Source organism: Clostridium sp. (assembly GCF_047718555.1).
Classification (GTDB): Bacteria; Bacillota; Clostridia; order Clostridiales; family Clostridiaceae; genus Clostridium_I.
Genome location: NZ_JBDNRK010000008.1, coordinates 99127 through 111893, shown reverse-complemented (window position 1 = coordinate 111893; position 12767 = coordinate 99127). Strand labels below are relative to the sequence as shown.

Annotated in this window: 8 protein-coding genes; 3 read left to right on the top strand and 5 right to left on the bottom strand. The window is 31.1% G+C overall.

Features of this window, described 5'->3' with window-relative positions:
* The first annotated feature begins 249 nt into the window (after positions 1–249).
* A complete protein-coding gene (locus ABF633_RS05430) occupies positions 250–2175 on the top strand; it encodes an NAD(+) synthase (RefSeq protein WP_415522629.1) in 1926 nt (641 codons plus the stop codon).
* A gap of 261 nt (positions 2176–2436) precedes the next feature.
* Here the strand turns inward: ABF633_RS05430 and ABF633_RS05425 are convergent, their stop codons facing one another.
* Positions 2437–2859: a YaaR family protein gene (locus ABF633_RS05425; protein ID WP_415522628.1), complete on the bottom strand. Its 423-nt coding sequence runs from the start codon at positions 2857–2859 to the stop codon at positions 2437–2439.
* A gap of 496 nt (positions 2860–3355) precedes the next feature.
* On the opposite strand from ABF633_RS05425, the gene ABF633_RS05420 reads away from it, so the two are divergent.
* Complete coding sequence (locus tag ABF633_RS05420) at positions 3356–5989, top strand: calcium-translocating P-type ATPase, PMCA-type (protein ID WP_415522627.1); 2634 nt, start codon at positions 3356–3358, stop codon at positions 5987–5989.
* 101 nt (positions 5990–6090) lie between these two features.
* Here the strand turns inward: ABF633_RS05420 and ABF633_RS05415 are convergent, their stop codons facing one another.
* The 4 genes from ABF633_RS05415 to ABF633_RS05400 form a co-directional block, all read right to left on the bottom strand.
* Complete coding sequence (locus ABF633_RS05415; protein WP_415522626.1) at positions 6091–6594, bottom strand: gamma carbonic anhydrase family protein; 504 nt, start codon at positions 6592–6594, stop codon at positions 6091–6093.
* 119 nt (positions 6595–6713) lie between these two features.
* On the bottom strand, positions 6714–6923 hold the full coding sequence (locus tag ABF633_RS05410; RefSeq protein ID WP_415522625.1) for a (2Fe-2S)-binding protein: 210 nt from the start codon (positions 6921–6923) through the stop codon (positions 6714–6716).
* 136 nt (positions 6924–7059) lie between these two features.
* Positions 7060–8934: an anaerobic carbon-monoxide dehydrogenase catalytic subunit gene (gene cooS / locus ABF633_RS05405; RefSeq protein ID WP_415522624.1), complete on the bottom strand. Its 1875-nt coding sequence runs from the start codon at positions 8932–8934 to the stop codon at positions 7060–7062.
* A 113-nt stretch (positions 8935–9047) separates the two neighbouring features.
* Positions 9048–9461, bottom strand: a complete 414-nt coding sequence (locus tag ABF633_RS05400) for an Rrf2 family transcriptional regulator (protein ID WP_415522623.1) — start codon at positions 9459–9461, stop codon at positions 9048–9050.
* Between the two features lie 328 nt (positions 9462–9789).
* Between ABF633_RS05400 and ABF633_RS05395 the strand changes: the two genes are divergently transcribed.
* The gene (locus tag ABF633_RS05395) at positions 9790–12738 is read left to right on the top strand and encodes a vitamin B12-dependent ribonucleotide reductase (RefSeq protein ID WP_415522622.1); all 2949 of its coding nucleotides are present in this window, start codon (positions 9790–9792) and stop codon (positions 12736–12738) included.
* Positions 12739–12767: the final 29 nt, after the last annotated feature.

Here is a 12767-nt window from a genome sequence, read left to right as displayed (position 1 = left end):
CCATACAAATTATAATATCGTATTTATATCATTAAATAAAGTTTTATTTTTACTTGTTAAGAGTTATTTTAAATCACTTAGCTAAGTTTTCTCCACAGTAAAGCACACCCCCTCCTTCTATCGTCAATTTTCTCATATTTACTATGGATATTAATTAATCTATTATGTTGAATATAAATTGCACAATATGTTAAGCTATATTAAAGAAAATAAATTGAACTTTTTTCATTAAGAAATGGAGTGAAAATAATGGTGAATTCTTTTATAAAAGTATCTGCTGCCTGCCCAAAAACTAGAGTATCAGATATAGACTTTAATATAGCGAATATAAAGAACTGTGTAGTAGAAGCTTTAAAAGATAATTCAAAACTTGTGATATTTCCTGAACTATCTATAACTTCTTACACCTGTGGAGATCTATTTTATCAACAAAAACTTATTAATAAATCCTATAATGCTCTTGAGAAACTTTGTCTTTTCTCAAAGGAAAAAGATATATTAATAGTAGTGGGTTCAATTTTAATTTACAACTATTGTACATATAATTGTGCTTTTACAATATTTAATGGCAAAATATTAGGTATTGTACCTAAAAGTTATATACCTAATTATACAGAATTCTATGAAAAAAGATGGTTTACTGAAGGTTTAGGTATAATAGATGAATACATAGACTTACCTTTTCAGAGCACTATACCCTTCGGCACAAATTTAATTTTTAGTTCAGGTAAACTAAAGCTGGGACTAGAAATTTGCGAAGATCTTTGGGTTACCATTCCTCCAAGTTCTTATTTAAGCCTTTGTGGTGCTAATATAATTGGAAATCTATCTGCCTCAAATGAAGTTGTAAGTAAGGCAGATTACAGAAAAAGTCTAGTATCAAATCAAAGTGCCAGATGTATGGGAGCCTATGTTTATGCTTCAAGCGGAGTTTATGAGTCATCCACAGACTTACTCTTTAGCGGTGACCTCATTATTGGCGAAAATGGTTTAATAGTCAAAGCTAATGAGAGATTTCAAAGAGAAAATCAAGTTATAACTTCTATTATAGATTTTGATAAACTAGATATGGAGAGAATAAAAAATGTAAGTTTTAGCGATAATATGAAAATTTGCCCATTCAAAAGTAAAATTATTAACTTTAATTTTAAGAATACATACATAGGTGAATTTAACAGAGCTATTGATAAGCATCCTTTTGTACCTGCTAATGAGTCAGCTCGCCAGATTAGATGTAAAGAGATATTTAATATTCAAACTGCTGCCCTTGCAAAGAGAATTGAACACACTGGTCTAAAAAAAGCAGTAATTGGGATATCTGGTGGTTTAGATTCAACTTTGGCATTACTAGTAATTATAAAAACCTTTGATATGCTAAAATTACCAAGAAAGAATATTCTCACCATAACAATGCCAGGCTTTGGTACTACTGATAGAACTTATAACAATGCAATTAATCTATGCAAAAATTCAGATACTGACCTCAGAGAAATAAACATAGTTGATGCATGCCTTTTACATTTTAAAGATATAGGCCATAATCCTGAAAACCATGATGTTACATATGAAAATGTTCAGGCAAGAGAGAGAACGCAAATATTAATGGACATTGCCAACAAAGAAGCCGGACTTCTAATTGGTACTGGAGATTTATCAGAACTTGCCTTGGGCTGGTGCACTTATAATGGTGACCACATGTCCATGTATTCGGTAAATTGCTCTATACCTAAAACTTTAGTAAGATATCTAGTTAAATATGTGGCTGAAAAAGAGGTAGATGACATTACATCAAAAATTCTACTAGACATACTAAATACACCTGTAAGCCCAGAACTTTTACCAAAGGATAAAGAAGGCAATATAACACAAAAAACAGAAGATCTAGTTGGTCCTTACGAGCTTCATGACTTCTTTTTATATTATTTTATACGACAAGGAGCATCTCCTGAAAAAATATTATATCTTTCCAAAATTGCTTTTAAAGATACCTATACCGAAGAAACTATAGAAAAATGGTTTGAGAAATTTATCACACGATTTTTCACACAACAGTTTAAACGTTCTGCAGTTCCCGATGGACCAAAGGTGGGAACTGTGAGTTTATCTCCAAGAGGTGACTGGAGAATGCCTTCTGATGCAAGCTTTAATTTATGGATAGATGACTTTAATATATAATATTAGAAGATGGCGAACTAGCTTGAAGGTCTCTGTCCATTAAACAGTGAAAGCTTTTGTGGCTGTAAAATCTCCAGAATCATGGGATTTTACAGCCACAAAAAGTTAAAGATTTCACTTCGTGAAAGGTGAAAGATTCAACGTCGCTTCACTGATTGAAAGTTATAGATTTGGCTAAAGCCAAAAGTGTTAGAAAGCTTTTTTCGCAGCGCAGCGAAGAAAAAGCATCTTTTAAAAATTAATTATATCTTAGTTAGTTTACTACTTGTAAATATCTACAATAAGGCCTTGAATATCATCAATAGTAGCTGCTATATCTAGATTTTCTTTTTCTTCTCCTAAAACAGCTTTTGTTATATTCTCTAATTTTTCATCTATTACTTCCACTGTTATATAATATTGTGTTTGCCAAAAACTAGCTTCATTCTTAACTTTATAAATACAGTCCAATACACTTTTTAAATACTCTTTAATTAAATTTTTATATGCCTTAACATCAGCATAGCACTTACTTATTATAAGCCTATTTCCTCTTTTTTTTATATCATCTAGAAGTTTTTTCATCTCTTCTTCATTTCTTCTATCTCTTTCAAAATTAAAGTTTTGAGAAAAATCTTTTTTAAAATCTATCTTCTTTCTTTCCTGTGATATGGCAGTACTATTTCTAATCCTTGATACCTCCATTTAATCATCCCCATAAAAAATATATTATTTTAAATTATAACACGATTTTATTTATCTTTATATAAAAATCTGCTTATGGAAAAATAAATGTAAATTAGAATAACTTTTATAATTTTTATTTGACATATAGCAATAAATTTTATATAATTTTTGTATAATTTAACATTGAACGTAAGGGAGTAGCTAGCAGATTTTATCTGCTGCAAAGTCAACACCCGATGAATTTTTTCATCTGGCTTTGTATTAAATAGTAAGACTTATGTGTAATCCATATTCTGATTATACATAAGTCTTTTTGTTTGCAAATTATAATTTTTTAAATAACTAATTATACATGTACTTATAGGTTATACTAACTAAAATAAATATTTTGATACTATTTAATACTTATTGTCTGCTTATATATTTGTTAATCAATAATATACAAATTACTCCAGTGGCATGAAAAATACTACTTTCAGTGTTTATTTTTTAATTATGGAAAGGAGATCAAGTTATGTGGTTTAATAAAACTACCGAAGAAGTCATTAAAGAATTAAATGTAGACCCTAAGGAAGGCTTACCTGCTGAAGAAGCTAAAAAAAGATTAGAAAAATATGGGGAAAATAAGCTCTCATCTAAAGCTAAGAAAACTATGTTTCAAATTTTTATTTCTCAACTAAAAGATCCTATGATATTTATATTATTAATAGCAGCTTTAATATCAGTATTTATGAGAGAAATAAGTGATGCCATAATAATTTTAGTTGTAATATTTATAAATGGCATTGTTGGTACCATTCAGGAATTTAAATCCGAAAAAGCCATGGAAGCTTTAAAACAATTATCTACACCTAAGGCTGTAGTAAAAAGAGATGGAGATCTTAAAGAAATCCCTTCAGAAGAAGTTGTTCCAGGAGATGTTATTATTCTAGATGCTGGTAGATATACACCTGCTGATTTAAGACTAATTGAAAGTGCAAATTTAAAAATAGAAGAATCTGCTCTTACAGGTGAATCGGTACCTTCAAGTAAGGATGCAACCATGAGCTTTAATACTAGTGATGTCCCTTTAGGCGACCAAAAGAATATGGCTTTTGCATCAACTTTAGCCACTTATGGAAGAGGTATAGGTATAGTCACTGCTACTGGTATGGATACTCAAATTGGTAAAATAGCTAAAATGCTGGATGAATCTGAAAATGAAATGACTCCTCTACAAAAAAAGCTTGCTGAACTAAGTAAAATTTTAGGTATTGCCGCTGTAGCAATCTGTGCATTGATCTTTGTAATTTCCGTCATTCAGAAAAGAGATTTATTTGAAATGTTCCTTACTGCTATAAGTCTTGCTGTAGCAGCAATACCAGAAGGATTGCCTGCTATTGTATCTATAGTACTTGCTATGGGTGTCCAGAGAATGGTAAAACAGCATGCCATTATAAGAAAGCTTCCCGCAGTTGAAACTTTAGGTGCCGTAAACATAATATGTTCAGATAAAACAGGAACACTTACCCAAAACAAAATGACAGTTACAAAATTTTATACAGCTGATTCTGATTCACTAAAAAATATTGATGATCTGAACATAAATAATGTAAGCAATAAATTACTACTTAATAACCTTATGCTTTGTAATGATGCTACTTATACAGAAAATTCCCAAACTGGAGATCCAACGGAAGTAGCCCTTTTAGAAATTGGTGTAAAGTTTAATATATTTAAAAATGAGCTGGAGGCCTCTTCTACAAGAGTTAACGAAGTACCTTTTGATTCTGACAGAAAACTTATGTCTACTATGAATAGACATGATAAAAATTATATTGTTTACACAAAAGGTGCTACTGATAATCTGCTTAAGATATCAAATAAAATAAATATTAATGGTACAATAAAAGATTTTACAGAAGATTTGAAAGCTAAAATAATGAATGTCTCTAATGCTATGTCTGATGATGCTTTAAGAGTGCTTGGAGCTGCATATAAAGAATTAGATAATGATACTATATCTTTAGACAATATTGAAAAAGATTTAGTTTTCATAGGTCTAGTGGGAATGATTGATCCTCCTAGATTAGAGGTTAAAGATTCTATATCTACTTGTAAACATTCTGGTATTAAAACTATAATGATAACTGGTGATCATAAAAATACTGCTTTTGCCATAGCTAAAGAGCTAGGCATAGCTGAAACTGAAAATGAAACAATTTCAGGAACAGAGCTGGATAAATTAAGTCAGGATGAATTAAATAGTAGAATTGATTCTCTAAGAGTTTTTGCAAGAGTTTCACCAGAACACAAGGTTAATATTGTAAAAGCTTTTAAAACTAAAGGAAATATAGTATCTATGACAGGTGATGGAGTAAATGATGCTCCTTCTTTAAAAATAGCAGATATAGGTGTAGCTATGGGAATTACAGGTACCGATGTATCAAAAGGTGCTTCTGACATGATTTTAACTGATGATAATTTTTCGACTATAGTTGCTGCTATAAAGGAAGGACGAAATATATTTAATAATATAAAAAAATCAATAATATTTCTTCTCTCCTGTAATTTAGGTGAAATTATAACTTTGTTTGTAGCCATACTTTTAAACTGGGATACTCCACTTAGACCAATTCATATATTATGGGTAAATTTAATTACAGACACATTACCTGCATTATCTTTAGGTGTAGATCCTGGTGACGAGAATGTTATGGATAATCCTCCTAGAAATACAAAGGAAAGCTTATTTTCAGGAGGTTCAAGCATATTTTTAATATTAAACGGAATATTGATAGGAACTTTAACTTTAATAGCCTTCAGATATGGAGAAAAAATATATGGAACTGAAGGAGTACATGCTCAAACTATGGCTTTTGTAGTTTTAAGCGTTTCACAGCTTTTTCACTCTTTTAATATGAGACATCCAGAAAAATCAATATTTAAAACAGGTATCTTTAGTAATAAATATCTAGTTGGTTCTGTAATTATAGGCATACTGCTGCAATATATAGTTATAACAGTACCTTTTCTATCAAATATATTTAACTTGTTCAATTTAACCCTCTTTGATTGGACTTTTGTCATTGCAATTTCTATACTAACTTTAATAATAAATGAAATTGCAAAAATTTTCATAAGAGCAAGTAAAAATAAAAAAGCATAGTGTAAAATGATCCAGGTTGTTAACTAATTATTTAAGATTACTGTATAAAAAATCCATTGTCCCGCAATACACATTTATGCATTACGGGACAATTTTTTAATTCATTGATAATTTTTACTGATCTCTATATATTCCTGGGCATTTAATTTTATGCTTTCTTTTTCCTCATCTGTAAGATTTCTTATAACCTTGGCAGGCCTCCCCATGCATAGTACTCCATCAGGTATTTTTTTGTTTTTTGTAATTAAACTACCTGCTCCTACTATTGTAAATTCTCCTATTTCAGCATTATCTAGTATTGTAGAACCCATACCAATCAATGAATTATTTCCAATCTTACAACCATGAAGTATTGCTCCGTGACCTACTGTAACAAAATCACCAATTTCAAGAGGATTTTCTTCTTTACTTATATGAAGTATAGAATTATCCTGGATATTGGTTCCCTCTCCAATAGTTATTTTATTCATATCTCCTCTTATTACTACCCCAAACCAAATACTACAGTTTTTTTCAATAGATACATTACCTATAACATCTGCACTTTTTGCAACAAAAACATTTTCATGTATTTTAGGCTCATAATTTTTAAAATTATATATCATAAAATCACCATCCTTATATCCAAAACCTATGCTATGTAATAAAAAGGATATTTTAAATTATTATCCTTCACAAAACAATACTGAAATCAATAATTTAAAATATCCCTAAATATTACATCCTATTCTTTACTATCCAATAACATTTGTATTCTTGGGGTACATCGTCTCCCTTTACAACCGCCAGAACCTGCCCCAGTTAACTTTTGTACTTCTTCTACAGTTTTAGCTCCATTCCTAATGGCGCCTTTTATAACAGCTCTAGGTATACTCTTGCAAATACAAGTCTTAGTAAGTTTATCCATAATCTCCTTACTTGCATTATTTTCCATAAACTGTCACCTCCCATATGACAGATAAACCTTAAGTAATTTTAGATATTACATTAAAATTCAGCTTTAAATTTTCCATTATTAACAAATAACACCTAAAATAGTTTATCTATATATTATTATACCATAATTGAAATTAAATATTTAAACTTTTTCTTCTTTCTTCTATGATAGCTTCCAGTTCATCAGCAGCCTTAATAACATCCTCTTGAACTATTAGCTTTCCGCCAGTAATATTAACTAAATCTTCTTTAAGTACTTTTGTAACTGTAGAACTTCCATCTATAAATGGAGAAATTGCTACGTGCAGTGGAAGACCTAAAGTTAAACCAAAGGCTGCATCTGCTAAAGCCTGTTCTTCAAGCCATTGCGGTGCTGAAAGTACTAGTGGAAGCTGTGGTATATCAATATTTAATACTTTTGCAAGCTCTACAGCTACCATCTCAAGTCTGCCTATAGCAAGACAAGGTCCAAAATTAAGTACAGGTGGAATACCAAGTGCCTTGCATACTTCCTTAAGACTATCTCCTGCAAGTTCTGCAGCCTTTGGTGACATAAGCCCTACATTTTCAAGTCCACCTGAAGAACAACCAGCAGATAAAACTATAATATTTCTCTTTATTAATTCTTTAGTAAGTTCTACAGTGAATACATCATGTCCTTTTGCAGTAAGATTAGAACACCCTACAACTCCTGCTACACCCTTTATTTTGCCCTCTGCTATAAGTTTTATAAGTGGTTCAAAGGTTCCACCTAAAAACTCCTTTAAAGATCCTTCACTTACTCCTGTAATTACATCATCATGACCGTGATCCTTTGGAATATCTATGTTTATTGATCCTCTTCTCTCTTTATAGCTATTTAATGCTTCTTCTATCAATGTGTCGCTTATTTTTTCTGCATCATTTATACTGAATGGAATATAATCTGCATTCTTCTTTTTAGCCACATCATCTATACATATACTTTTAACTTTATATTTTTCGGCTACATCTTCAAGACCTGGTATAGTACAATTAAATTCAGAAACTAAAAGATCAATTCCACCAGTAGCAAGAACAGCCTCACTTGTATAATTATTTCCTGCATGTCCTGGGAATACTTCTGAATAGTGTTCTCCTCTTAATTGTAAATCCTGTCCAACACAAGTACAGCCAACTAATCTAAAACCCTTTGCACCTACTGCTTGAGCCTTCTTTTTTACATCTTCAGCTATAAGCCTATCTTGAAGATGAGCAATATCTGAATGCTGATGACCTGTTACCATAATATTTATATAATCTTCATCTATAACCCTGAAACCAACTTTTGCTGCTCTTATCTTTGGAGCACCAAGAATTACATCATTTAATAAATTTGTAAGCATAAGTCCATAAATACCTGTTGATACTCCAAGTGTTAAGGCATTTAAAAGCATGTCTACAGGATCACTGTTAAGATTTGTTGAAGTTTTAACTACTGCATCAAATACTTCTGACTTTGCTCCACCTGGTAATATTCCATTCTTTTCCCAATTTTCAATTCTTGGCCCATAGGCAAGTTTTTTAACAAGCTCCATCTTTTGAAATTTAGGTTTATATAAATCATTTAATACTGTTTCGGCAACCTTTATAGCCTTTTTATTTAAATCCTCTTCTTCAATGCCAAAAGCTTCTGCTAATTGATTTAGAGTTTCAGGACTCTTTATTTTTAAATCACCTTGGCCTTTAGCTATATTCAATAAATTCCAGGCAGTATTTTCAACTACATGGACATAGCAACCTGAACCAGCTGCAACAGCTCTTAAGAAATTTCTTGCTACTATTGTATCAGCATCGGCTCCACAGACGCCTCTAGGTGATTTAGGTGTTATTCTGCATGGACCATTTGAACACAACTTACAGCAAACACCATCTGTACCAAACTTACATTTATTTTTTTGTTGTTCCACTCTGTTGAAGGATGTTTCCAAATCCTCCTTAGACTCTAAAAATTCACATAACTTACAATCTGCTGATTTACACATTGACATTCCAATTCCTCCTCAAAACCCAAAAATTATTTTATATTTACTATTTATTTTATAATTATAAAAGTATACTTATTTGGTATACTTTTGTGTAAAACAAAACTTATGTTTAGAAATTACCATTTATTTCTTTTCAAATCTTCAAAATTTACTTTTTCTAATTCACTAATCATTTTTGATTGAACATTATATAGAGCAGCATGAATGGCACAGTTGTCACCCTTACCTGCAGAGCAGGTATCTTTATCATATAGACATCTATTTATAGTTATAGGTCCTTCAATAGATTCTATAATATCTCTCAAATTTATATCTATGGGTGCTTTTGCAAGAGAATAGCCACCATTTACCCCTCTGTAAGATTTAATTATTCCACTTTTAATAAGTTTTCTTAAAAGCTTTAATAAAAATCTTAAGGGTATATTTCCAAATTCACATATAGTCTTAGCATCTAAAATATATTTTTCTGAATTTTTTGCCAGTATAAGTACTGCCCTTATTGCATAATCACTTTCTTGAGTGATATTCATTTTCTCACACCTACTTTTAAAAGTATACCTGTTTAGTACAGTTTTAATAATATATAATTTTATTTTATTTGTCAATGGTTTTATGCAAATTATTCCTTGTTTATTAATATTAATTATTAACAATTAATTATTATAATGCATTATAATAGAGATAATTAAATTATTTTCACTAAAATTGAATTACTAAGTATTTGAAAATTATTTAAAATAATAATATAATATACCACATGTAGTGATATGTTTATGCATACAATACTATATATAGAATTATGGCAATTTGGAATAAGTAATAATTATTCCTTTAATATGTCTTAAATGGAGGAAATACATGAACAGCATAAAAAGCATAATTAAAAGAGTTTACACTAAAGAACTGGATATACATAAGGATAAAAGTGTATATGATTTATTTCAATGGAAAAAAGTAGATGTTTTTATGAAAGACTATAAAACAGGCAAAGTTTTAGTTGATATGAAAAATCTTGAATTCCCAATTAATTATTCTCAAAATTCCTGTGACATAATAGCATCAAAATATTTTAGAAAAGCAGGAATTCCCAAGGCTCCCTATTGTGAAAATAGTCTTAAAATGATTGCTCACAGATTAGTAAATTTTTGGTGCAAGGCTTTAAAAGATGAAGGATTAATAGAAACGGAAGAAGAAGAAACCATTTTCTATGATGAAATGGTTTATGCCTTTTTAAATCAAATGTTTGCTCCAAATTCACCTCAATGGTTTAATACAGGCCTTGCTCTTTCCTATAATATTAAAGGTCAGCAGCAGGAAAATTATTATTATGATGAGAATTCAAAAAAAGTTGCTGTTGCAGAAGATAATTATACAAGAACTCAAGCCTCAGCTTGTTTTATAATCTCCATAGCTGATAAACTTCTAGGCTCCCATTCCATATCTGATCAATATGTTACAGAGACAAAATTATTTAAGGGAGGTTCTGGTACTGGAACAAATTTTTCAACTATAAGGGCAAAAGGTGAAAAATTATCTGGTGGCGGCGTTTCTTCTGGTCTTATGAGCTTTTTAAGAGGATTAGATAGAAATGCCGGGGCTATAAAATCCGGCGGTACTACAAGAAGGGCTGCAAAAATGCTCTGCCTTAATATTGATCACCCTGAAATACTGGACTACATTAGCTGGAAAGCAAAAGAAGAAGATAAAGTGAGAGCTCTTGGTAAAATGGGATATGATATGAGTTTTGAAGGCGAGGCTTATGAAACTGTATCAGGTCAAAATGGAAATAACTCTGTGCTATTTTCAGACGAATTTATGAATAAAGTTAAAAACTTAGATAAAAATCCTGATGAAACAATAGAATTGACAGGCAGAACTGATGATTCTGTAAATACAAATGTAAAGGTACAGAATTTATGGAATATATTTAATGAATCTGCCTGGAAATGTGCTGATCCTGCTCCGCTTTTCGGCGACAGATTAAATGCCTGGCATACCTGTCCTGCTGGTGAAGATGGTGTATATAATGCACCTTATAACAGAATTAACTCAACAAATCCCTGTGGAGAATATGCCTTTTTAGACGATACTTCCTGCAATCTTGCTTCTATCAATATATTTAAATTTTATGATATTGATAAAAACTACATTGATTTAGAGGGTTATATCCACGTAATAGGTTTAGTTCAGCTTGTATTGGAAGCTTCTATTCATTGGGGACAATTTCCTACAGAAGATGTAGCTAGAAAAACTTTTATGTTTAGAACTACAGGCCTTGGTATTTCAAATTTAGCATCCTTACTTATGGTTAAAGGCTATCCTTATGATTCTGATAAAGCTAGAACTTTGGCGGCATCTTTAACCGGAATACTTACTGCTCATTCTTACTATGTTTCTTCATTAATGTCTGCTAAAATTGGATGCTTTCAGAAATATGAAATAAATAAGCCTTATATGAAAAGGGTTATAAGGAATCATGCAAGAGCAGCTGGCTTATTAGATACTGATTACGAAAATCTTAACTACAATCCAGTTAGGATAAATCATAAATTATTGCTTGATGAAAATCTGGAAGATATAAGTAATCTGTTAAAAGAAAGCTTTAAAAAAGCTATTGAGTACGGGGAAAAATTTGGATATAGGAATGCTCAAGTTTCAGTAATTGCTCCAACTGGTACTATTTCCTTTGCCATGGATTGTGGTTCTACCTCCATAGAACCCTTCTTTAGCCACGTTATTTATAAAAAACTATCTGGCGGGGGCTATATGACCATAATAAATCCTGTAATAAAAACTTCACTTAAGAATTTAGACTATAGCGAGAATGAAATACAAGATATAATGGACTATATCTTAAGAACGGAAACTGTTAAAGACGGAGATCTTCAATATGAAAAACTAGCAGACGGCAAAATAGAAGGTGCTCCACATTTAAAAAGAGAGCATCTGGCTATATTTGATTGTGCTAATAAATGTGGCAGCGGTAAAAGATATATTTCACCTATGGGACATGTGCTTATGGTAGCCTCAATTATTCCTTTAATTTCCGGCTCTATTTCTAAAACAGTTAATCTTCCTAAGGATGCTGCTGTTGAAGACTTTAAAAATGTAGTTCTTAAATCCTGGGAACTTGGCATCAAGGGAATAACTCTTTATAGAGATTCCTCTAAAGCAAGTCAACCATTAAATACAAGTTTAGATGACAATAGCAATTTAGATTTAGAAAACATGACTTATGATGCTCTTGTAACTAAAGTTAAATCATTACAGTCTAAAAATACATCTTCAAAGGCTAATAGAGTTAAACCTGTAGGAATAAGATATGGAACCACTCATCCAGCTCAAATAGCTGATGTTAAAATTTATACTACGGTTAATAGAAACGAGAATGGAGAAATATGTGAAATTTATATAACAACAGATAGAGAAGGAACTATTATTACAGGACTTTTAAATTCTCTGTCTAAATCAATTTCAGTTATGCTTCAATATCATGTTCCCCCAAAGGATATATCTAGAATGCTTAAAGGACAAAAATATGAGCCTTATGGTTTTGTACAAAAGCATCCATATATAAAATATGTTACATCTATTTCGGACCTTATAAGTAAAGTAATTGATATAGAATTGAACGATTTTTCCAGCTGCCAGGTGGCTCCTGACCAGTATGAAGCAGCAGACAAAAATGAAGCTAATTTAGAAAGAGTTTACGACGCCACTTGCCCAAACTGTTCTTCTACAAGAATGGCAAGAAACGGAACATGTATGGTTTGCATGGATTGCGGAACCACTACAGGCTGCAGCTAAAATTTCAATTAACCATTATTGATAATAGT